Annotated in this window: 18 protein-coding genes, 1 tRNA gene and 1 pseudogene; 13 read left to right on the forward strand and 7 right to left on the reverse strand. The window is 74.1% G+C overall.

Features of this window, described 5'->3' with window-relative positions:
* Positions 1–558: 558 nt before the first annotated feature.
* Positions 559–1548, reverse strand: a pseudogene (locus tag D450_RS35800) (hypothetical protein); the annotation flags it as partial.
* Between the two features lie 665 nt (positions 1549–2213).
* Here D450_RS35800 and D450_RS0127300 point away from each other — a divergent pair.
* Together D450_RS0127300 and nudC are read left to right on the forward strand one after the other, a co-directional pair.
* Positions 2214–3590, forward strand: coding sequence for a dipeptidase (locus D450_RS0127300; protein ID WP_017541804.1), 1377 nt, complete (start codon positions 2214–2216; stop codon positions 3588–3590).
* 51 nt (positions 3591–3641) lie between these two features.
* The gene (gene nudC, locus D450_RS0127305) at positions 3642–4622 is read left to right on the forward strand and encodes an NAD(+) diphosphatase (protein WP_017541805.1); all 981 of its coding nucleotides are present in this window, start codon (positions 3642–3644) and stop codon (positions 4620–4622) included.
* Positions 4623–4678: 56 nt separating this feature from the next.
* Here the strand turns inward: nudC and D450_RS0127310 are convergent, their stop codons facing one another.
* Entirely contained in the window at positions 4679–5161 is a 483-nt protein-coding gene (locus D450_RS0127310; protein WP_017541806.1) for an ANTAR domain-containing protein, read from the reverse strand.
* A 99-nt stretch (positions 5162–5260) separates the two neighbouring features.
* Positions 5261–5521, reverse strand: a complete 261-nt coding sequence (locus D450_RS0127315) for a mycoredoxin (RefSeq protein ID WP_017541807.1) — start codon at positions 5519–5521, stop codon at positions 5261–5263.
* 392 nt (positions 5522–5913) lie between these two features.
* On the opposite strand from D450_RS0127315, the gene D450_RS0127320 reads away from it, so the two are divergent.
* Together D450_RS0127320 and tesB are read left to right on the forward strand one after the other, a co-directional pair.
* Positions 5914–8103: an ATP-dependent DNA helicase UvrD2 gene (locus tag D450_RS0127320; RefSeq protein WP_017541808.1), complete on the forward strand. Its 2190-nt coding sequence runs from the start codon at positions 5914–5916 to the stop codon at positions 8101–8103.
* Positions 8093–9013, forward strand: a complete 921-nt coding sequence (gene tesB, locus D450_RS0127325; RefSeq protein WP_017541809.1) for an acyl-CoA thioesterase II — start codon at positions 8093–8095, stop codon at positions 9011–9013. The genes D450_RS0127320 and tesB overlap by 11 nt, the downstream gene beginning before the upstream one ends.
* A 103-nt stretch (positions 9014–9116) precedes the next feature.
* Here the strand turns inward: tesB and D450_RS34225 are convergent, their stop codons facing one another.
* Positions 9117–9506, reverse strand: coding sequence for a hypothetical protein (locus D450_RS34225; RefSeq protein WP_193789697.1), 390 nt, complete (start codon positions 9504–9506; stop codon positions 9117–9119).
* Between the two features lie 245 nt (positions 9507–9751).
* On the opposite strand from D450_RS34225, the gene D450_RS0127335 reads away from it, so the two are divergent.
* The 4 genes from D450_RS0127335 to D450_RS0127350 all read left to right on the forward strand — a co-directional run bounded on the left by D450_RS0127335 (position 9752) and on the right by D450_RS0127350 (position 12143).
* Positions 9752–10030, forward strand: a complete 279-nt coding sequence (locus D450_RS0127335) for a WhiB family transcriptional regulator (protein ID WP_017541811.1) — start codon at positions 9752–9754, stop codon at positions 10028–10030.
* A 75-nt stretch (positions 10031–10105) separates the two neighbouring features.
* Positions 10106–10276 (forward strand): hypothetical protein, encoded by a 171-nt coding sequence (locus D450_RS34090; RefSeq protein WP_017541812.1) that lies wholly within the window; start codon positions 10106–10108, stop codon positions 10274–10276.
* Between the two features lie 177 nt (positions 10277–10453).
* Positions 10454–11014: a M48 metallopeptidase family protein gene (locus D450_RS0127345; protein WP_204366448.1), complete on the forward strand. Its 561-nt coding sequence runs from the start codon at positions 10454–10456 to the stop codon at positions 11012–11014.
* A gap of 655 nt (positions 11015–11669) precedes the next feature.
* On the forward strand, positions 11670–12143 hold the full coding sequence (locus D450_RS0127350; protein WP_017541814.1) for a hypothetical protein: 474 nt from the start codon (positions 11670–11672) through the stop codon (positions 12141–12143).
* A gap of 171 nt (positions 12144–12314) precedes the next feature.
* On the opposite strand, the gene D450_RS0127355 is transcribed toward D450_RS0127350, so the two are convergent.
* Positions 12315–12866, reverse strand: a complete 552-nt coding sequence (locus tag D450_RS0127355) for an NUDIX domain-containing protein (protein WP_017541815.1) — start codon at positions 12864–12866, stop codon at positions 12315–12317.
* A complete protein-coding gene (locus D450_RS0127360; RefSeq protein ID WP_017541816.1) occupies positions 12863–14290 on the reverse strand; it encodes a zinc-dependent metalloprotease in 1428 nt (475 codons plus the stop codon). The genes D450_RS0127355 and D450_RS0127360 overlap by 4 nt, the downstream gene beginning before the upstream one ends.
* A 145-nt stretch (positions 14291–14435) precedes the next feature.
* On the opposite strand from D450_RS0127360, the gene D450_RS0127365 reads away from it, so the two are divergent.
* From D450_RS0127365 to D450_RS0127375, 3 genes are all read left to right on the forward strand, one after another.
* The gene (locus D450_RS0127365; RefSeq protein ID WP_017541817.1) at positions 14436–15548 is read left to right on the forward strand and encodes an NAD-dependent epimerase/dehydratase family protein; all 1113 of its coding nucleotides are present in this window, start codon (positions 14436–14438) and stop codon (positions 15546–15548) included.
* A gap of 768 nt (positions 15549–16316) precedes the next feature.
* Positions 16317–16760: a molybdenum cofactor biosynthesis protein MoaE gene (locus D450_RS0127370; RefSeq protein ID WP_017541818.1), complete on the forward strand. Its 444-nt coding sequence runs from the start codon at positions 16317–16319 to the stop codon at positions 16758–16760.
* Between the two features lie 122 nt (positions 16761–16882).
* Positions 16883–17944 (forward strand): YlbL family protein, encoded by a 1062-nt coding sequence (locus D450_RS0127375; RefSeq protein WP_026128798.1) that lies wholly within the window; start codon positions 16883–16885, stop codon positions 17942–17944.
* A 374-nt stretch (positions 17945–18318) separates the two neighbouring features.
* Here the strand turns inward: D450_RS0127375 and D450_RS0127380 are convergent, their stop codons facing one another.
* Positions 18319–18852: a PPA1309 family protein gene (locus tag D450_RS0127380; RefSeq protein WP_239647299.1), complete on the reverse strand. Its 534-nt coding sequence runs from the start codon at positions 18850–18852 to the stop codon at positions 18319–18321.
* Positions 18853–19104: 252 nt separating this feature from the next.
* Here D450_RS0127380 and D450_RS0127385 point away from each other — a divergent pair, with 252 nt between their 5' ends.
* Together D450_RS0127385 and D450_RS0127390 are read left to right on the forward strand one after the other, a co-directional pair.
* Positions 19105–22125 (forward strand): UPF0182 family membrane protein, encoded by a 3021-nt coding sequence (locus D450_RS0127385; protein ID WP_051063672.1) that lies wholly within the window; start codon positions 19105–19107, stop codon positions 22123–22125.
* A 126-nt stretch (positions 22126–22251) separates the two neighbouring features.
* Positions 22252–22328, forward strand: a tRNA-Met gene (locus D450_RS0127390).
* Positions 22329–22622: the final 294 nt, after the last annotated feature.

Raw genomic sequence — 22622 nt, forward strand, 5'->3', positions numbered from 1 at the left:
TCGCCCCCAGCGCCGCGATGCCCGCGGCCAGGGCGCACGGCCACAGTGTCTGCAGCAGCGGGGCGCCCGCCAGCGGCGCGGCGGGNGGAACGCGGCGAGCGAGGTGGCGGCGGCCACCCCCGCCGCCACCCGGCCGCCGTGCGCGACGGCGACCGCGTACACCAGCACGGCCATGGCCACCAGCCCCGCCGCCGGCCACGGCCACAGGTCGTGGGGCGGGGCCCCGAACGCGCCGATGGAGGCGACCGCCAGGACCAGGCCCCCCAGCCCCAGCCGCCACGCCAGAAGAGGGGCCACCGGAACCAGCGCCAGCGGGAGCCCCGCCGCCGCCCCCAGCGTCCACGCCAACGGGTGCGGCAGCTGGTGGAACAGGGCCAGCTGCACCCCGGCCACCGCCGAAGCGCCGACCGAGGCCGCGACCAGCACGCCCCAGGCGATCCACTCGCGGGCCAGCACCTTCGGCCCCGGCCGCGCGCCGGAGGCCGGCGGCGGGGCCCCCTCGGCGGGCATCANCAGCCACAGGCACGCGTACACCCCGAGCGCGACCACGGCCGTGCCCGGCGTCAGCAGCACCGCCGCCGCCCGCAGGGCGATGCGCCCCGACCGGGAGTGGGGGACGAAGGCCGCGCACACGCCCGCGATCAGCCGGGTGTCCCGGGGGCGCCGCGGCCCGCCGAGCAGCCGCATGGGGCCGCCGGGCCTGCGCACCGGGGTCCGCCACAGCGCGTCGACGACCCCGTCCACCACCGGGATCGAGGAGCGGTCGGGCGGCGGCGGGGACGGCGCGGCGCGCAGACCGCTCTCCTCGCGGCGCACCCGGACGTTGTCCCCGGCCACCAGGGCGGCGACGGCGGTGAAGGCGTACACCAGCGCGTCGGAGAGGTCGCGCCCGGAGAACATCCCCTGCACGAGGAAGACGACGGCGGTGCCCCCGACCACGATCGCGACCCCGCGGTGGTACTGGGCGCCGATGAGGAAGAGCACGATCAGCAGCGGCGGCAGGGCGAGGTCGGGGACGCCCGTCTCGACCGGGATGTCGCGCGGAAGGAAGAACGCCGTGGCCATTGCGGGCACCATCAGCCGCCACGTCAGCAGCGGAGAGCGCGCGAGCAGCAGCATGGGGGCGCCGGAGGCGATGCCCACGGCCAGCGCCGTCAGCCGGTCGACGCCGAGGTCGTGCAGTTCGGGCCCGATCGCCCAGGCGGTGAACAGCGCCGCGGCGACCAGGATGAGCTGCCGGTTCGCGGCGGCACGCCCGCGGGCACGCGGCCGCCCGGCGGCGTGCACCAGCCACAGCAGGGGGTACAGCAGCACGGGGAGCACGGTCAGGACGAAGAGCCGGCGCACGCGCCGCACCGGCCGCCCGGACCGGGCGGCCGCCTCGGCGCAGACGCCGCCGACGAGGGGGCGGGGGACCGGTTCGGGCGCGGGGGCGGGCAGGATCCGCTCCAGCTCGGAGGGGGCCCGCCACAGGGCGTCGTAGAAGGCCCTCCCGAACCGGGACGGTGCGCCCGCCCCGCGCTCGTCACCGACCGCGCCCTCGCCCATGCCGCTCCTGCCCGTGAAGCCTTCGTGGTGCACGCCGTTCCCTGCCCCGAAGCACAGGCTGCCCCGAAGCACAGNCTGCCCCGAAGCACAGNGGTGCCCGTCGAACGTTAGGCCGGGACGGGAGACGGTGCCATCACCCCACGGCGTGACATCGCGTGTGCGCTCCCGGGGGCGTCCCTGTGGAGGGGAGGGCCGCGTCTGATCAAGGTGCCTGGGCACGACGCCCTGCCGCGGCCCGGAACACGCCACGTGCTTGCCTCCGGTGCCGTTGTCCGTGTCAGCGTCAGCCCCGTGTCGTCACTGCGCTGGGCGGCCGTAGGCCGCTCGATTCCGGGCGGGGCAGGCCGCCTGCTGCGCCACGACCGGGGCGCGGCGGCCGTGTCGGATCGGGCGGACGGCAGCGCCGCCTCTGACTGCGACGTCACTCCGGCAGGTACGGGCCCGGTGACGGCGTCCCGCGGCCCCCGCCTGGTCGTGAGGGGCGGGGCCTGCGTCCCGGCCCTGGGCGGGGTCGCCGGGTTCGCCTCGGGGGCCCTGCCGGGCTCCTGGGGCGCGGGCGGGGAGCGGTCTTCGCGTGCCCGTGTCGGGCGGGGATCATCGGAGGACTACCCTCGTTAACGGCCCACAAGGCCGGAGTCGGAACGGAAAGGCAACGGTGCCGCCGCATGGACGCACGCGGATACATCGAGGAGCACCGCGGCGAGTTCGTCGCCGCCCTCAAGGAATGGCTGGCCATCCCCTCGGTCTCGGCCGACCCCGACCGGCACGGGGACGTCCGCAGGTCCGCCGAGTGGCTCGTGCGCCACCTCGAACGGACCGGGTTCCCCACGGTCGAGGTCTGGGAGACCCCCGGTCTGCCCGCCGTCTTCGCCGAGTGGCCCGCCGCCGACCCCTCCGCGCCCACCGTGCTCGTCTACGGCCACCACGACGTCCAGCCCGCCGACCCGGCCGAGGAGTGGGACACCGCCCCCTTCACCCCCGTCGAGCAGGGCGAGCGGCTCATCGGCCGCGGCGCCTCCGACGACAAGGGCCAGGTCCTCTTCCACGCCCTGGGCGTGCGCGCCGGCCTGGCCGCTTCCGGGGCCGATGCCCCGCCGGTCACCCTCAAGCTCCTCATCGAGGGCGAGGAGGAGTCCGGCTCCCCGAACTTCGCCGACCTGCTGCGCGACCGCCGCGACCGCCTGCGCTGCGACGTGGTCGTCGTCTCCGACACCACGATGTGGGCGGCCGACACCCCCTCCATGTGCGTGGGCATGCGCGGCCTCACCGACTGCCAGGTCGACCTGTACGGCCCCGACCGCGACCTGCACAGCGGGTCCTTCGGCGGCGCCGTGCCCAACCCCGCCGCCGCTATGGCCGACCTGCTCTCCGGCCTGCACGACGCCGACGGGCGCATCGCCGTCCCCGGCTTCTACGACGACGTCGTGGAGATCGGCGAGGAGGAGCGCGACCTCATCGCCCGGCTCCCCTTCGACGAGGCCGAGTGGCTGGCCACCGCCTCCAGCTCCGCCGCCTCCGGCGAGGCCGGTTACAGCACCCTGGAGCGCACCTGGGTCCGCCCGACCGCCGAGATCAACGGCATGTGGAGCGGCCACACCGGCTCCGGCGGCAAGACCATCGTCCCCCAGTCCGCCCACGCCAAGCTCAGCTTCCGCCTGGTGCCCGACCAGGAGCCGCTGCGCATCCAGCAGGCCGTGCGCGCCTACGTGGAGGCGAACGTCCCCGACGGCGTGTACGCCCAGGTGTCCTTCTCCGGCCCCGGCGTGCGCCCCTGCGCCTCGGACCTGTCCTCGACCGCCGTGCGGGCCGCCCGGGCGGCCATGTCCCGCGCCTTCGGCACCGAGGTCCTCTTCACCCGCGAGGGCGGCAGCGGCCCCGAGGCCGACCTGGCCGACATCCTCGGCGCCCCGCTGGTGTTCGTCGCCGTCGGGCTCGACGACGACCGCATCCACGCCCCCAACGAGAAGGTGGAGGTCCCCCTCCTCCTCAAGGGCGCCGAGAGCGCCGCCTACCTGTGGGAGGACCTGGCCCGCGGCGCCTGACCCCCGCCCGCCGCCCTCCCCGACGCACCCCTTGGACCCAGGAAGGCCCGGATGGACACGCCTGACCCCACGCCCCTGCTGTCCCGCAGCGCCGTCGACATGGCCGGCCACCGGCGCGGCGACCAGGAGTGGCTGGACAAGGCGTGGGCCGATCCCGCCACCCGGGTCCTGGTCCTGGAGGGCGGCGACGCCACCACCTACGGGTGGCGCAACCTGCTGGCCCGCCAGTCGCGGGCGCTGGTGCGCGATGAGGGGGACCGGGTCGGGCTGGTGTACACCGGAACCGCCCAGGCCCCTCCGGGCGAGCGCTTCCTGCTCGGTGCCGACGCCGAGGGGCGCGCCTACTTCGCGGTGCTGGCACAGGGGGCGAGCGGCGCCTTCGACCGGGCCGGGCGGGAGCCGGGCGTGCGGGAGGCGTCCCTGCGCGAGGCCGGGGCGGTCCTGGACGACGCCGAGGCCGGCCTGCTCACCCACGCCGTCGCCCTGGCCAACTGGCACGCCGCGCACCCGTTCTGCCCCATGTGCGGGGGGCCGACCCGCACCTCGGCCGCCGGGCACGTGCGGATCTGCGAGCGCGAGGGCACCGAGCAGTTCCCGCGCATGGACCCCGCGGTGATCATGCTGGTGCACCGGGAGCGCGACGGGGAGGAGCAGTGCCTGCTCGGGCACAACCCCGCCTGGCCGGAGAACCGCTACTCGGTGCTGGCGGGGTACGTCGAGCCCGGGGAGTCCCTGGAGCAGGCGGTCGTGCGGGAGGTCGCCGAGGAGGTGGGGGTCGCCGTCGAGGACCCGCGCTACGTCTCCTCGCAGCCCTGGCCGTTCCCGCGCAGCCTGATGCTCGGTTTCACGGCGCGCGCCGTCGGCGAGGCCGAGCGCACCGACGCCGAGGAGATCACCGACGTGCAGTGGCTGTCCCGCCGGGAGCTGCACGCGGCCGCCGAGAGCGGACGGGTCGTGCTGCCCGGCCGGGTGTCCATCGCCCGGCTGCTCATCGAGCAGTGGTACGGCGGGCGCCTTCCCGGCGCGTGGTGAGCGGGTCGGTCCGCGCCGGACGCCGGTGTGCGGCCCGGACGCGGGCCGCGCTCGGATCAGCTCCGGCCGTTGCCCGCCTCGGCCGCCGACCCGGCGCCGGCGAGCTCGCCGGGCAGCGGGGTGAGCGGGTTGGTGCAGCTGGAGACCACGTCCCGGGACAGCTCGGCGACCTTGCGCCCGCGCGAGCGGGCCGCCGAGCGCAGCCGCTCGAAGGCCTCCCGCGGGGCGAGCCGGTGGCGCTCGGCCAGCACCCCGATGGCCTGCTCGACGACGACCCGGGTCTGCAGCGCGTGCTCCAGCTGCGCCACGGTGATGCGCAGCCGCTCGACCTCGGTGGCGTCGTCGCTGGCGCGCGGCGGCGCCGGCGGCGCCGGGGCGGCGCCCTGTTCCTCGGCCCCCAGGATGTCGGCCAGGACCATGGCGTTGACCAGGTCGGGGACCTCCTTGCCCTGCACGCTCCAGCCGCCGGGCGTGCGCCGGATGACCCCCGCCTCGGCCGTCGTCTCGTCGCCGTCTCTGATCTGGCTGTGTGCTGCCACGTGGTCCCCCTTGTGGTGTCTGCCCCGGCCGGCCCGTGCGGTGCGGGCCGGCCGGGCGGCGCGGCGCGCCCGGGAGGTGCCGCCTGGAGGCGGCCCGCCTCAGGCGAGCGCGGCGATCTTCTCCTTGACCTGCTTGGCGGACGGGTTGGTCAGCGCCGTGCCGTCGCCGAACAGCACGGTCGGAACCGTCTGGTTGCCGCCGTTGACCTGCATCACGTACTCGGCCGCGGACGGGTCCTGTTCGATGTCCACCTCTGTGAGCGTGATGCCCTCCCGCGCCAGCTGGCTCTTGAGCCGTTTGCAGAAGCCGCACCAGGGCGTGGTGTACATCGTGATCGGATCGGTGCTCGGGGTGGTCATCGAACCTCTCCTCATTCCGTCGAACAGGTCGTCGCCGGTGCACGCCGCCCGAAGGCGATCAGAACACCGCCTAGTGACAACGCGGCGCACCTCCCCGAGCTTCCCCGTATCGGCTCCGTCACCTCGTGGGACGCCCGCAGAATGCGGGTGGTTCCCACGGGAACGCCCGCCGCGGCGGGCTTCGCGCGCGGCGCCGGCCGTCCACAGGTGCGCCCGCGAACTGCGCTCACGTCCGCCGGCGCCCCCGATACTTGAGAGACTCGACGGGCGGAGTGGGGCGCCGGTGGCCGGAGTCGGCCGCGGCGCGGCCGGGCGGCGCCCCGGCCCCGGGCGCCCGGCCGGCGCCGCCCACGGAACGGACCCCCGAACGGATCAGGGAACGGAGGATGCGCATGGACCCGGACCGCGTGCTGGAGGGGCTGGACCCCGAGCAGCTGGAGGCGGCGCGCGCCCTGCGCGGACCGGTGTGCATCCTGGCGGGGGCGGGGACCGGCAAGACCCGCGCCATCACCCACCGGATCGCCCACGCGGTGGCCTCCGGGGTCGCGGCCGAGCAGCAGATCCTCGCGGTCACCTTCACCACCCGCGCCGCCGGCGAGATGCGCGGCCGGCTGCGCGCCCTGGGCGCCCCCCGGGTGCAGGCCCGCACCTTCCACGCCGCCGCCCTGCGCCAGCTCTCCTATTTCTGGCCGCAGGTGGTCGGCGGCCCCGCCCCCACCCTGATCGACTCCAAGCTCCAGGTGGTCGGCCGGGCCGCCCGGGACTGCGGGGTGGACACCGACCGGACCACCCTGCGCGACCTGGCCTCGGAGATCGAGTGGTGCAAGGTGACCCAGGTCCGCCCGGCCGACTACGAGCGCGCGGCGGCCAAGGCCGGGCGCACCGCCCCCATGGCCCCGGTCGAGGTGGCCCGGGTCTTCGAGGGGTACGAGGAGATCCGCCGCGAGCGCAACCTGCTGGACTTCGAGTCGATGCTGGAGCTGACCGCGGCGATGCTGGCCGAGCGCCCCGAGATCGCCGAGCGGGTGCGCGACCAGTACCGCTACTTCGTCGTCGACGAGTTCCAGGACGTCAACCCGCTGCAGAAGCTGCTGCTGGACGCCTGGCTGGGCGACCGCGACGACCTGTGCGTGGTGGGCGACCCGGGCCAGACCGTCTACTCCTTCGCCGGAGCCACCCCGGCCTACCTGACCCGCTTCGCCGCCGCCTACCCGCACGCCACCGTGGTGCGGCTGGTGCGCGACTACCGGTCCACCCCCCAGGTGGTGCGGGTGGCCAACGAGGTGCTCAAGCGCGGCCGCCCCGCCCCCGGAGGCACCGACCAGCCGCTGGAGCTGCTGGCCCAGCGCCCCGACGGTCCCGACCCCTCCTACACCGAGTACGACGACGAGCCCGCCGAGGCCTCGGCGGTGGCCCGGCGCATCGCCGCGCTCATCGACGCGGGCACCCCCGCGCGGGAGATCGCGGTGCTCTTCCGTACCAACTCCCAGTCCGCCGCCTACGAGCAGGCCCTGTCCGACGCCGGGATCGCCTTCACCGTGCGCGGCGCCACCCGCTTCTTCGACCGCCAGGAGATCCGCCAGGCCGTGCACACGCTGCGCGGCGCCCGCCAGGGCGGGGGCGGCGACCCGCTGGCGGGGTCGGTCCGCCCGCTGCTCGCCTCCCTCGGGCTCACCCCCGAGGCCCCGGAGGGCCGGCAGGCGCGCGAGCGCTGGGAGTCGCTGTCGGCCCTGGCGCAGCTGGCCGACGACGTCGCGGTGCAGCGGCACCGGGGCGGCTGCGCGGCCCCCGGGCCGGACGGGGCGCCGCCCCGGCCCGCCGCGGGGCCGCTGCCCGAGACGTGCGCCTGCGGCCGCCCCTACACCGCCACCCTGGACGACTTCGTCGAGGAGCTGGAGGCCCGGGTCGCCACCGAGCACGCCCCCGAGATGGAGGGCGTCACCCTGGCCTCGCTGCACGCGGCCAAGGGGCTGGAGTGGGACGCGGTCTTCCTGGTGGGCCTCACCGAGGGGACGCTGCCCATCGTCTACGCCGAGACCGACGAGCAGGTCGAGGAGGAGCGGCGGCTGTTCTACGTCGGCGCCACCCGCGCCCGCGAGTACCTGGCGATGTCCTGGGCGCTGGCGCGCTCCCCGGGCGGGCGCAAGGGCCGCCGCCCCAGCCGCTTCCTGGACGGGCTGCGCCCGGCCTCGCCCTCGCTGGCCTCCGGCCGCCGCGACCGCGCCCGCCCCGGCCGCACGGTGCGCTGCCGGATCTGCGGGAACACTCTGACCGACGCCGCCGAGCGCAAGGTCGCGCGGTGCGCCGACTGCCCCGCCGACTACGACGAGGCGCTGCTGGAGCGGCTCAAGGAGTGGCGCAGGAACACGGCGCAGCGCCTGGGCGTCCCGGCCTATGTGGTGTTCACCGACGCCACCCTGCAGGCCGTCGCCGAGCTGGAGCCGTCCGATGTGTCCGGGCTGTCGCGGATATCCGGTGTGGGGGCCGTGAAGCTCGAACGCTACGGTGAGGCGGTGCTGGCCCTGTGCGCCGGGGAGGAGCCCCCGGCACCCGAGGAGGAGGGGGAGCGCGATGGCGGATGAGAGCGCGGCGCCGACCGCGGGGGAGCGGGCGGGCGGACCCGCCGGCCCTGTGGAGGGGCAGTCGCTGGCCGCCCTGCTGGACATCCTCGACCTGGAGCGGATCGAGGACGACATCTACCGGGGGTCCAGCCCCGACCACGGCCCCCAGCGGGTGTTCGGCGGCCAGGTCGCCGGGCAGGCGCTGGTCGCCGCCGGGCGGACGCTGCCCCCGGACCGGGCGGTGCACTCGCTGCACGCCTACTTCATCCGGCCCGGCGACCCGGCGGTCCCGATCGTCTACCAGGTGGACCGGGTGCGCGACGGGCGCTCCTTCACCACCCGCAGGGTGACCGCGGTGCAGCACGGCCGGGCGATCTTCACCCTGTCGGCCTCCTTCCATACGACCGAGCCGGGCCTGAGCCACCAGGTGCGCATGCCCGAGGTGCCCGGCCCTGAGGAGCTGCCGACCGCCCGCGAGCGGCTGGAGAAGGCGCTGGGCAAGGTGCCGCGGTTCGCCTACTGGCACCCGATCGAGATGCGCCCGGTGGGCCCGCTCTCGTTCGAGGTCAGCGCCGACCCGGCGCTGCGCACCACCGAGAACCTGGTGTGGATCAGGGTCGACGGCCGGCTGCCGGACGATCCGATGCTGCACGTGTGCCTGATGACCTACGCCTCGGACCTGACCCTGCTGGACACGGTCCTGCTCCGGCACGGGCGCTCCTTCGAGGGCATCTCCATGGCCAGCCTCGACCACGCCATGTGGTTCCACCGCCCGTTCCGTGCGGACGAGTGGCTGCTGTACGCCCAGGAGACGCCCTCGGCCGAGGGGGCGCGCGGGCTGGCGCGCGGCCTGGTCTACACCCGCGAGGGCGAGCTGGTCTGCTCGGTGGTGCAGGAAGGGCTGATCAGAGTGGTCGGCGACGGCGACTGAGCCGGCCCCGGTCCGCCACGGTCCCGCCCGTACGAGGAGCGGCCGGGGCGGGGCCGGGGGAGAATTCCCCGGGCCCACGGCCGGATCCGGACGAAATCGCAGGTCAAAAATAGGTTGCCGGTTCTGTGCGGCCGCGTCTAATGTTGTCTCCCGTCAGCGACCGCGCACGGTCCGCGGCGAGAGCCGCGTACCTGACCGAGAGGAGGTGTCCCATCTGATGATCGTTATGAAGAGCGAATTCGGCGGCAAGTCCGGCGATGCCGCGCGCTTCATGGTGTCCACCTGCGATCTGCGGGGCACCGAGCGCGGCGCGCACCGGTTCGGCCGTACCGGCTATTCCGCCCGTACGGGCTTCGACCAGTCCCTTGCCATCGGCGGCGGCGTCCGGCGCCTCCGCTCGATGAGGGGCGGCCTGATCACGGCCGGCGTCGGAGCCGCTTCCACGGGTGGAGTGCGTCCGGTCGCCGAACGCGGACTGCCCGGGTTCGTTCACGCAGCAACCCCGCGCCCGCAGGGCGCAGCGGGGGCGTGTCCATGGAGGAGACCGGCGTAGAGAACGCCGAGCGAGTCTTCCGTGGCCGCGGCCCCGCACAGGGGCCGCGGCCTTATTCGTCTCCGCAGTAGCGGGTCCTCGCCGTCCGGTGGGGGATCCGGACTCAGCGGGCGCGGCCGAGGCACCGGCCCCGGATCGAAGATCCGACCGTCGAACGCGTAGACGAAAAGATCAGGAGGACACCGATGCTCGCGTCGGTCCTGGAGACTCCGTGGCTCGGTGAGGCCGAGGTTCCCTGCCGGAGGGAGCCGGACCTCTTCTTCGCCGAGTCGCCGGCCGATGTCGAGGCGGCCAAGGCCGTCTGCCGGACCTGCCCGTTCCGTGAGCAGTGCCTGGCCGACGCCCTTGAGCGCCGTGAGCCGTGGGGGGTCTGGGGCGGCGAACTGCTCGTCGCCGGAAAGGTCGTCCCCCGCAAGCGTCCGCGGGGCCGTCCCCGCAAGCACCCGCAGCCGGTCGCGGCCTGAACCGCGCCCGCCGCTGCCACGGCACCAAGCCCGACATCCCGGAACACCGCAGAACCCGAGAGGAAACCCGAACGGATGCTGAACGAACTCATGGCCACGATGAAGACCGCCCCGCGTGCTGAGGGCGCCGAGCAACGCGACCGCGAACGGCGCAGGCTGTCGGCACGACAGCTGCGGGCCGAGATGCGCGAGCGTTCGCGCATGGAGCGCGCGCTCATGGAAATAGGGTGGTCCCGCCTGTGTTGATGGCGCGACGGCGCTTCGCCGGAGGCCGGTGTCCCTGCGGGGGCGCCGGCCCCCGGCGTGTCGGGCCCGGGACGCGGAGGGCGTCGAGGGGCGCAACCAGGGGATTAGGGATGCCGAGTCCCTAAAAAGAGCAATCTCCCCCTGTGGTATGAGTCAACTCTGGGATACCGTGACGTTGTGCCTCAGAACACAGAGATCGAGGTACGGCGAAGTCCCCGCCGACGGCGGACGGTGTCCGCCTACCGCGACGGGAACAAGACGGTCGTCCTCGTCCCCGCCACGTTCTCCCGCGCAGAGGAAAAGCGCTGGGTGAGCAGGATGCTGGACCGGCTGGAGGCCAGAGAGGAGCGCCGCCGCCCGGGCGATGCGGCCCTCTACGAGCGCGCCATCGAACTGGGGGAGCGCTACCTGGACGGTCTCGCCGTTCCGGACAGCGTGCGGTGGGTGGACAACCAGAAGACCCGCTGGGGCTCGTGCACCCCGGACACCGGTGCGATCCGCCTCTCACGCAGGCTCTCGGGCATGCCCTCGTGGGTGGTGGACTACGTGCTGGTGCACGAACTGGTCCACCTGGTGATCCCGCACCACGGCCCCGAGTTCTGGGAGATGGTGCACCGCTACCCCAAGGCCGAGCGGGCCCGGGGCTACCTGGAGGGCGTCAGTGCGGCATCCCGCCTGGCCGACGGGGGGACCGCCGAGGAGGCGGCCGCCGAAGAGGACGACGTCCTCGGCGAGTGACCGCATCCGGCCCCGTGCTCGTCTCCGCCTCCGCTTACGGCCCCCATCACCGGTCGCGGCCGTGGCCGCCCGACGCGCCGTCATGCGCGGACGGCCGGTGGACAGGTCGTGTCCGCTGGAGTGGTGGAGCTTTCGGCCGCGTCCTTGTGAGCGGTGCGACCGCTGCGGCGCGATCGGCGGCCCCGCCCCGGGTGCGCGCCGCCTTCCTTGTCGTTGATCTCGGGGAAGTCGGGGTAATACCGGCGAGTATTACCCCGACTTGCCCGAGATCAACGGGGGTGTCGATGCGGGCGGCCGGGGTCCGGAGAGTTCCACCACCCCAGCGGACACGACCGGTGGACAGCGGCGACGACGCATCAGCAGGTGCCCCGCTCAGGGCCCCGGCCGGGGGCAGGCCTTCCGCGGGTCGGGCGGGGGCCGGTCTGCGCCTGACGTCCCGGCGGGGCCGTCGGGTCAGGCCGCTCCGTGTGCTCCGGTCGCTCGGGTGGATCCGGGGCTGCTCTGTGCGCCTCGTCCGTGCAGTTCGGGCGCTCGGAGGAGGCCGCGGGGCGAATCCGTACGGTTTCGGGGGATTGACGCGCTGTAGACGCGAAATTACCTTCGCGTAACGGTCGGAAACACCGGCCGGTATCCCCCGCACACGGAGGTAGGCGCAGTGACCCGTATCTCCCGCACACCCGTCGGTGTCCTCCTGGGGGCCCTGACCCTGGTCGGCATGGCCGCGAGCCCTGCCGCAGCGGCCGAGGGCTCGCTGGACGGCTCGATCTCGGCCGAAGGCCGGGAGTGCAGCTGGACCGACGGGGTCACCAGCGACCAGGCCCCCAACGACCTCACCGTCGACCGAACGACCATCAACCCCGGACTGTCCTGCTCCGACGGCACGACCGCGACCCTCAACAACGACCCGAACGTCGTCTTCGACGACGCCGCGGGCACCATCACCGCGGACATGCTGGACATCACCGTCTCGCAGCTCGGCGTCGACTGCCGCTACCAGGCGGCGGACATGTCGGCCGACCGCGACGGGGACACCCGCACCTACCGGGCCAGCGTCGACATCCCCCTGCACGAGGGCGGCTTCTTCTGCCCCGACCCGGCGTCGGTGGACGCCGAGTTCGTCTTCCACTGACCCCGTCCCCCGACCCCGCCGCCGCACATGCGGCGACGCGGCGATGACGATCAATGGTGTTCACCGACGGTGACGGAGGCGCCACGTCTGAAGAGCGCTCCCGGCGCCTCCGCCGCCAACCGCCCGGTGGGGCCCTGTCCGGAGCCCCGCCGGGCGGCCGTCGGAGAAGGTTCAGGCGGCCTGCTCGCGGACCGCCGCCGACGCGGCGGCGAACAGGGCGCGGCACGCGTCGTCCGTGGGCTCGGGCAGATCGTCGACGGGGAACCAGCCCAGGTCGGACGACTCCTGCGGGTCGATGGTCAGGGCGGCGCCGTCCGGGGCCACCGCCGCGTACTGCACGTCCAGATGCCAGGTGCCGCCGCAGCAGCCCACCCAGTGCCGGTCCAGCCGCACCGGCCCCGGAAGCATCACCACGCCGCGGATGCCGCTCTCCTCCTCGGCCTCCCGCGCGGCCGCACCGGCCAGCGTGGCGTCGCCGTCCTCGAGGTGGCCGCCGGTCTGCAGCCACAGCCCGACCTTGCCGTGCAGCGTCAGCACGCCCTTGGCCCCGCTCGGGTCCAGCACGGCGGCGCTGGCGGTGATGTGCCCGGCCGCGCACGATCGGTGCAGCGCGTCGGGGTGGGCGTCCATGTGCTCCAGGTAGGCCCGGCGCAGCTCCTCGTTGCGCGCGTCGGGCGCCGCCCAGGCCGACAGTGCGGCCCGGACGTCCTCGGCCAGGCTCATGCGCCCCCGTCCCCGCGGCCGCCGCTCCCGTCGTCCGTCTTCCCCTCGCCGCCGTCCTCGCCGCTCCCGTCGGTCCCGTCAGTCCGGCCCTCGGAGTCCGCACCGCGGCCGAGGTCCTCGGTGAGCCGGGACAGGTCCAGGTCGAGGTCGCCGTCGGTGCCGCGGCCCGCCACGAAGGCGTCCGGGTCGTCCAGGTCGGCGCTGGTGGGCATAAGGTCGGGGTGCTCCCAGACCGCGTCGCGCCCGTCGGCGCCGTGCGCCTCGGTCAGGGCGGTCCACAGCCGCGCGGCCTCGCGCTGGCGGCGCGGGCGCAGCTCCAGGCCGACCAGGGTGGCGAAGGTGTGCTCGGCCGGCCCGCCGGTGGCGCGGCGCCGCCGGACCGCCTCGGCCAGCGACGGCGCCTGGGGCAGGCGGTCGCGCACGGCCTCGTCCACGACCACCGACACCCACCCCTCGATCAGCGCGATCGCGGTCTCCAGGCGGGCCAGGGAGGCCTTCTGCTGCGGGGTGTCCTGGGGCTGCAGCAGCCCCTCGCCGCCGGACAGCGCCTCCTGCAGCGCCGCGGGGTCGGACAGGTCGATCCCGCCGAGGCGCTCCTCCAGGGCGCTCATGTCGAAGGACATGCCGGCCGCGTACTCCTCGATGAGCCCGAGCACGTGCGAGCGCAGCCACGGCACGTGGCCGTAGAGCCGGTGCACCGCCGCCTCGCGCGCGGCGAGGAACAGCCGCACCTCCTCCTCGGGCAGGCCCAGGCCCTCGCCGAAGCTCTCGACGCCGGCCGGGATGAGCGCCGCGCGCCCCTCGCCGGCCAGGGGCAGGCCGATGTCGGTGGAGCCGACGACCTCGCCGGCCAGCTCACCGATGGCCTGCCCGGCCTGCTGGCCCACCAGCATGCCGCCCATCTGCCGGACCATGCCCATCAGCGGGCCGGCGACCGACTGCATCTCCTCGGGCATGTTGGCGCCCATCGACTCCACGATGCGGGAGGTCAGCGGGTCGCACAGGCGGGTCCAGGTGGGCATGGTGCGCTCCACCCACTCCGAGCGGCTCCAGGCCTGCGCGGTCTGCGCGCCGGAGGGGAGCGGGGTGGCGCCGTCCAGCCACAGGTCGGCCAGGCGCAGCGCCTCCTCGACCTTGGCGCCCTCGACGGGCCCGACGCTGGCGTCGCCCTTCTCGGACACGGTGTGCCGGGCGATGTTCTTGGCCATGTCCCAGTTGACGCCGCTCTGCGACGTCTCCTGGGAGCCGGGTGCGGGCTGGGCGGCCATCATGTCGGCGAACTGGCGCAGCATCTGCGCCATCTGCTGCGGGTCGCCGAGCGGGAATCCGCCGGGCATCCCCGGGGTCTGCCCGCCTGGGCCGCCGCTCCCGGAGCCGGTGTCGCCCGAGCCGCGACCCGACTCGTCGTCGGGGTCGTTGGGCATGCTGAAACCAAATGGCAGGTCGCTCACGATCAGACCTCAGGCAGGATAGGAATGTCTCCACTGTCACGTTAGCTGGGAGCAGGCCGGAGTGAGTACCCGAAACAGCCAGGTTCGCCCTGAGCACAGTCCGCAGGGTGACGGGCCGGTGGTGGCCGTGACAGGGGCCGCCTCCGGCATCGGCCGGCTGCTGGTGCAACGACTGGCGGCCGCCGCGGGTTCCGGGGCCCCGGTCCAGGGGTGCGCGGCGCCCGCGCGTGTCGTCGCCGTCGACGACGGCCCGGCCCCCGAGGACCTGGCCGGCCTCGCCGGAACCCCCGGCCTGGACTGGCGCTCGGCCGACGTGTGCGACCCGGCCCTGGCCTCCCGGCTGCGCGGGGTCGACGTGCTGGTGCACGCCGACACCGACCGCTCGGCCGACACCCCCCGCCGGGAGCGCCGCGCCCGCGCGGTCCGGGCCGCCCAGACCGTGCTCACCGCGGCCGCCGCCGAGCGGGTGCCGCAGGTGGTCCTGGTCACCGGGACCGCGGTCTACGGCGCCGCCCCGGACAACCCGGTCCCGCTCCACGAGGACGCCCCGGTGCGCACCGAGGGCGCCGACGGGCTGGCCGGGGACTTCGCCGAGGTCGAGGAGCTGGGGGAGCGGGCGCGCCGCGCCCACCCCGGGCTGTCGGTGGCGGTGGTGCGTCCGGCGCCGCTGGTCGGTCCGGACCTGGACACCGTGGTCGGACGGCACTTCGCCGCGCCCCGGCTGATCTCGGTCAAGGGCGTGGAGCAGCGCTGGCAGTTCTGCCACGTGGAGGACCTGGCCTCGGCGCTGGAGCTGGTGGCGCTGGGCGGCGCGGGCGGCGGCGACACCGCCCTGGCCGTGGGCTGCGAGGGCTCGCTCGGCCAGGAGGAGGCCGAGGAGATCGCGCAGATGCGCCGGTTCGAGGTGCCCGCGGGCATCGCGTTCGGCGCCACCGGCCGGCTGCACCGCGCGGGGGTCACCCCCGCCGCGGCCGGGGACCTGAAGCACCTGGTGTACCCGTGCGTTGTGGACTGCGCGACGCTGCGCGGGGCGGGGTGGAAGCCCTCCTACGACAACGCCGGGGCGCTGCGGGCGCTGCTGGAGGCGGGCGGGGAGTCGACCGCGATCGTCGGCCGCCGCCTGGGCAAGAAGGAGGCCGCGGTCACCGCGGCCGGCGCAGCGGGCGCGGCCGTCGCCGCGATCGGCACGGCCGCCGCCGTCCGCCACCTGCGCAAGCGCCGGAAGGGCTGAGGGCGGCCTTGAGCCGGGGGCTGAGGGGCGGGGCCGTCGTACCGCGCCCGTCACTCGTATCCCGCGGGACGGCCTCGCCGGTGGCAGGCGGGCGACCTGGGAACGGTGGACGTCGGCGGTCGGGGGCCGCTCGTCCGGTCGTGCCGGGTCTCGGCACCGGAGGGGGCGGGGGCGGCCTCCTCGGCGCGGGTCCGGGGTGCGAGGGAGCCCTTCGACCTGCGGATGGAGACGGAGCGCGGACGGGCATTCGGGCCTGCAGCGGCCCACCGGCCATGGACGCCCACCGTCGCCCCCGGCGGCACGTCAGAAAACCCCCGTCAGTGCGATTCGGTCGACCCCTTCGATGATCGAGGTGGACGGACGTTCCGCCCCTTCACCCGCCGCTTCAGCGGGCGTGGGCCCCGGCATGACCGGGGACGTGCCGGGGGCGCGGTCGGAACCGGTGCCTGGCCGGTGTCGGCCAGAGGGCCCCGCCCCACTTGCCCGGTGTGCGGGCCGGTCGTTCCTCTAGGAAGGAAGGCCGAGAGGCGTGGCCCGCCCATTTCGGGCCGGTTCGGTCCGGAACATGCGTCAGAACGTGCAACGGCATGGACCACATGCTCGTGCAGTGGTCTAATGCGGGAACACAGCCACCACCGGGTCGCGGGAGGGGACAGCAGGAGGCGACGGGGCGTGGCCGACCGGGTCGTAGAGGTCTCCAAGCGCCCGGCGTGCCGTCCCTGAGCTGCTTGGACGTTCCTCCCGCCGTCGTAGGGCGTTGATACGGTCATGCATGTGGAAGCCATCACTCTCGTAGGACTGCGCGACACCTCCATCACCGTCGACGAGGTCGTCTCGGCCGTCGCCGACCCCAAGGCGGGCGGCACCGCCTTCTTCGTCGGCACCGTGCGCGACCACGACCACGGCCGCGGCGTCACCGAGCTGGCCTACTCGGCGCACCCGAGCGCGGAGGCCGAGATGCGGCGCGTCATGGAGAAGGTCGTGGCCGACACCTCCCGCGACGGGCGTCCGGTGTGGCGGGTGGCCGCACTGCACCGCGTCGGCGACCTGCGGGTCGGCGACAACGCGGTGGTGGTCGCCGCCGCCGCGGCGCACCGTGCCGAGGCCTTCGACGCCTGCCGCAGGCTCATCGACGACATCAAGGCCGAGGTCCCCATCTGGAAGCACCAGCGCTTCACCGAGGGCGACGCCGAATGGGTCGGCGCCTGCTGATCCCCTTCCCCGGGGGGACCCGCGCGTGATCCGTCCGGCCTGCGGGGCGGCTGGGCGGCGCGCCCCCGGGCGTGCGGCATGCCGGAAACGGGCGCACGTTCCGGGGTCGTAGTCTGGTGCCCATGCTCCGTCGCGCCAAGACGCTCATCACCGCGGTCATCCTGCTGGTCGGTCTCGCGGTGGGCTCGGCATTCCTGCCGGTGCCCTACCTCGTGGCATCACCGGGCATCACACTGAACACCATCGGCGACGACGCCGACGGGGACCCGGTCATCGAGGTCGAGGGGCGGGAGAGCTACCGCCACGAAGGCGATCTCTCGATGGTCACGGTCCAGTACGCCGGGGGCCCGGGGCGGCGGATGAACATCCTCACCGTGATCAGCGCCTGGCTCTCGCCCACCCAGGCGGTGCTTCCCGAGGCCGCACTCTTCCCGCCCGACCACAGCGTGGAGGAGGTCAGCGAGTCCCAGACGCTGGCCATGGACGAGTCGCAGACCTCGGCGGTGGCGGCCGCGCTCACCGAGATGGGCGTCGACTACGACCTGCGGCCCGTCGTAGCCGGGGTCACCGAGGGCGCCCCGGCCGACGGCGTGCTCGAGGCCGGGGACGTGGTCCTGGAGGTGGACGGCGAACAGGTCGCCGACAAGGGCGAGGCCGCCGAGCGGGTAGGCGACCGGGACCCGGGCGACGCGGTGGAGCTGACCGTCGAGCGCGACGGCGAGCAGGAGACGGTCGAGGTCACCACCGAGGAGGACGACGAGGGCGGCGCGGTCGTGGGCATCATGATCGCCGACGACCCCGACTTCCCCTTCGACGTGGACTTCCAGATCGAGGACGTGGGCGGCCCCAGCGCCGGGATGATGTTCGCGCTCGGGATCATGGACCGCCTGGACCCCGACGGGCTGACCGGCGGCCACGACGTGGCCGGAACCGGCACCATCGACGCCGAGGGCAAGGTCGGCGGCGTGAGCGGGGTGGCCCAGAAGATGGTCAGCGCCCGGGACGAGGGCGCCGAGTACTTCCTGGTGGCCGACGAGAGCTGCTCCCAGACCTTCGAGTCGGCGGCCACCGGCGACATGGAGGTCTTCAAGGTCGAGGAGCTGGGCGACGCGGTGGCCGCCCTGGAGGCCATCAAGACCGGAGAGGGCCTGTCCGACCTGCCGCGATGCGAGCCCGGAGCCTGAACCACCGCCGGAACCGCGGCGCCCGGGCGGTCCGGCCGCCCGCCGGCCCGGCACGGGTCCTCTGCGCGGCCGACCGTCCCCGGAACACGTCAACGCCCCTCTTCAGGGACCGCTGCAGAGGACCGGCTGCAGAGGACCGCGTGAGGAGGGCTTCAGGGGACGGCGATCCAGCGGCGAAGGCCGCTCCCTGGCGCGGGTGTGCCGCCGGAGAGGCGGTCCGCACCGAGGGGCCGGACGGGTCCGGACCCTCTTCCTGGGGCGCCCGGAGACCGGGCCGGCGCCCGTCTTGCAGCCGCATCGGCCCGCATCGGCCCCGCGCCCGCGGCCCCGCGCCCGCGGTGCCGCACCCGTCCGGCGCGCACGCGCCGGACGGGTCAGCCCTGGTCCTCGTCCTCCTCCTGGAGGGTCAGCTCCAGCGCCGACGTCAGGGCGGGCACCAGGTCGGGCCCGTTCAGCACCTGGTCCTCGGTGTCATGGGCGCGCATCCGCAGGGCCGCGTGGCGGCCGCCGTCGCGGAGCACCCCCGCCACCATGCGGACCTCCTCGGCGCTCTCCTGGGAGCCGGCGGCCGCGCCGCCGTCGCCACGCGGCGGGTCCAGGGTCTCGTCGGACCCCTTGACCACCAGGCGCTCCATCACCAGCGCGCACCCCGCGACCGCCTCGGGCCAGGCCATCCGGCCCAGCGCCTCCTCCAGCGGCACCCCCTCGGGCAGCGGCTCCTGCTCGACCGGGGTCAGCTCGGCCGGGTCGGCCGAGGCGTCCAGCCCCAGCATCGAGGCCAGCGCGGGCTCGCGCCGGGCCAGCTCGGCGGTGGGCACCAGGGCGTAGACCCGGGGCGGCTGGTCCCACCCCTGATCCGAGGCGTGGCGCTCCAGGTCCATGACGGCTTCGCGGATATTGAGAGTCACCCGTCCATGGTGCCCGATCGGGCCCCCTGACGCCCCCGCTCCCGCCGAGTAGGGTCAGGGGGCACCACGCACCGATACACCGCCGATGCCGCGCCGATGTGATGTTGTCATCCCTCCGGCGCGGGGTTTCGGGAACCCGGCGCGCACACAATAAGTTGCCGATACAGAGGGGCCCCGCCCCTCGCCGTCCAATGACGAACATGACGAGGGGGAGGCGTGAGCTTCCGAACGCCCGGCGCACCTTCCGCGCGCATGCCTCGACGAAACCGGCTGCTCGCGCCTGTCGCGGTGGCCGTCGTCGTGATAGTCGCGGGGTTGCTCGTCGCCGCCAATTTCGTAACCGACTACAAGTGGTTCGCCTCGGTCGGCTACACCTCGGTCTTCTGGACCGAGATCCGCACCCGCGCGCTGCTCTTCGTGGGCGCGGCCGTCCTGATGACCGCTTTCGTCGGCGCGAGCGTGTACTTCGCCTACCGGAGCCGCCCGCTGACCCGCCCCGCCAGCCTGGAGCAGCAGGGGCTGGACCGCTACCGGATGGCGATCGACCCGCACCGCAAGCTGTTCTTCTGGCTGATCGCCGGCGGCCTGGGGCTGCTCACCGGCGCCTCGGCCAGCGCGGAGTGGGGCACCTTCCTCCAGTACGCCAACCGCAACCCCTTCGGTGAGACCGACCCGCAGTTCGGGATCGACATCTCCTTCTTCGCCTTCACCTACCCCTTCCTCCGCGTGGTGCTGGGGTACCTGTTCGCCGCGGTGGTCCTGGCGTTCATCGCCGCGGTGATCGTGCACTACCTGTACGGCGGGGTCCGCCTGCAGACCCAGGGCCAGCGGGCCACGCCGGCCGCGCGGGTGCACCTGTCGGTGCTGCTGGGCGTGTTCGTGCTGCTGAAGGCGGGCGCCTACTGGCTGGACCAGTACGGCCTGGTCTTCTCCGACCGCGGCTATACCTACGGCGCCTCCTACACCGATGTGAACGCGGTGCTCACCGCCAAGGTGGTGCTGGCGATCATCGCGGTGGTGTGCGCGGCGCTGTTCTTCGCCAACATCTACTTCAAGAACGCGATGGTGCCGCTGGTCAGCCTCGGCCTGCTGGTGCTGTCCGCGGTGCTGATCGGCGGCGTCTACCCGGCGGCGGTCCAGCAGTTCCAGGTCAGCCCGAACGAGCAGCGGGCGGAGAACCCCTACATCACCCGCAACATCGAGGCCACCCGGGACGCCTACGGCATCACCGACGCCGAGACGCAGACCTACGACGCGGAGACCGAGCTCACCCCCGAGCAGCTCTCCGAAGAGGCCTCCACCATCCCCAGCGTCCGCCTGGTCGACCCCTCCGTCGTCTCGCAGACCTTCCAGCAGATGCAGCAGGTCCGCGGTTTCTACCAGTTCCCCGACGTGCTGGACGTGGACCGCTACGAGGACGCCGAGGGCAACTCGGTGGACACCGTCATCGCCGCGCGCGAGCTCGACGGCCCGCCCGAGGGGCAGGACAACTGGCTGACCCGGCACACGGTCTACACCCACGGCTTCGGCGTCGTGGCGGCGGCCGGCAATCAGGTCGACGGCGAGGGCCGCCCGGTCTTCACGCAGTACAACATCCCGCCGACCGGTGAGCTCTCCGAGGTCACCGGCGAGTACGAGCCGCGGATCTACTACGGCCAGCAGGGCGCCGACTACGCGATCGTCAACGCCGAGCCGGAGTACGACTACCCGCTCGACGCCGACGAGAGCACCGAGGACATCACCACCTCCGAGGACGTGGAGGGCGAGGGCTCCGGCGAGGGCGCCGGGGCCGACGAGGCCCGCGCCCCCGCCGACGGACAGGAGGAGGGCTCCGGTGAGGGCGCCGAGCAGTCGCCGGAGTCCTCGCCCGAGGCCACCGAGGGCGGCGGCCAGGGCGGCGAGGACCCCGGCAGCCAGGCCACCAACCACTACGACGGCGAGGGGGGCGTGCAGCTCGGCTCGTTCTTCGACCGGATCCTGTACGCGATGAAGTACCGCGAGCCGGACATCCTGCTGAACACGGCCATCACCGACGAGTCCAAGATCATGTACGACCGGGACCCGTCGCAGCGCGTGGAGAAGGTCGCGCCGTTCCTCACCGTGGACGGCAAGCCCTACCCGGCCATCGTGGACGGGCGCGTGCAGTGGATCGTGGACGCCTACACGACCAGCTCCGGCTACCCCTACTCCACGCCGATCGACTTCTCCCAGGCCACCGAGGACACCTTCAGCGAGGGCGGCAACAACGCCACCGCGCTGCCGGGCAACCAGGTGAACTACATCCGCAACTCGGTGAAGGCGACCGTGGACGCCTACGACGGCTCGGTCACCGTCTACGGCTGGGACGAGGACGACCCGGTCCTGGAGACCTGGTCGGACGCGTTCCCCGGCGTGGTGACGAACAGGTCGGACATCGGCGATGAGCTCGAAGGCCACCTGCGCTACCCGGACGACCTGTTCAAGGTCCAGCGGGAGATCCTGAAGCAGTACCACGTGACCGACGCCGACGCCTTCTACGGCGGGCAGGACTTCTGGGACATCCCGGCGGACCCGACCAAGGAGGGCGACAACCCCGAGCCGCCGTACCGGCAGACCATCCGGTACCCCGGCGACGAGGACGCGCACTTCTCCCTCACCTCCACGTTCGTCCCGCGGGGCAGGGAGAACCTGGCGGCGTTCATGTCGGTGGTCAGCGATCCGGCCTCGGAGGAGTACGGCAGGATCCGGATGCTGGAGCTGCCGCGCAGCAAGGTGATCCTCGGGCCGGGGCAGGTGCAGAACGCCTTCCAGTCCGAGGCCAGCGTCCGTGAGGTGCTGCTGCCGCTGGAGCAGAGCGATTCGACGACGGTCACCTACGGCAACCTGCTCACCCTGCCGTTCGGCGACGGGATGCTGTACGTGGAGCCGCTCTACGTGCAGGCCCAGGGCGAGGCCAGCTACCCGCTGCTGCAGCAGGTGATGGTGGCCTTCGGTGACGAGGTGGCCATCGGCGAGAACCTCCAGCAGGCCCTGAACAACCTGTTCGAGGGCGAAGAGGCGCCGCTGGAGGAGGGCGCCGAGGACGCCGACGAGGACGCCGGCGAAGGCGGCGGTGGCGGTGGGGGCAGCGACGCGCTGTCCCAGGCCCTGGACGACGCCGCGAAGGCCTACGAGGACAGCCAGCAGGCGCTGCAGGACGGCGACTGGGAGGCCTACGGCAAGGCCCAGGAGGAGCTGGCCGACGCGCTGGAGCGCGCCGAGGAGGCCCGCAACGAGCAGGAGGAGGGGGACTAGCCCCGCCCGGGGCTCCGGCGGCCGTGCGCCGTCCCGAGGGCACCGCCCTCGGGAAGCGGCCCGGCCGCCGGAGCGCCTCCGATTTGGTCCCTGTCGGAATCCGCGCTAACGTGGGGACCACACCGACGCGGGGTGGAGCAGTTCGGTAGCTCGCTGGGCTCATAACCCAGAGGTCGCAGGTTCAAATCCTGTCCCCGCTACCAGAACGAAGGGGCCCGGTACTCGATCGAGTACCGGGCCTTTTTCGTGTCCCCTGAGCGGGGCGTGGTGCGCCGGCCGACCCGTGGCCGGCCCCGCGCGTTCGACTGGGCGCCTCGGGCGCCTGCCGGGCTTTGCGTCGGCCGTGCGGGGCCGTCGGCAGGTCGGGCGACCCTGTGTGCATCGAGAGCGGTGGGGAACCGCGCCAGGCCGCCGATGGTGGCGATTCCGCCGCTGTCGATCGTCGGCCCCGGTCGCCCCCCCCCGGGGGGCACTGCCTGCCGCCCGCACCGACACCC

It is taken from the genome of Nocardiopsis halophila DSM 44494, from assembly GCF_000341245.1.
Taxonomy (GTDB): Bacteria; Actinomycetota; Actinomycetes; order Streptosporangiales; family Streptosporangiaceae; genus Nocardiopsis_A; species Nocardiopsis_A halophila.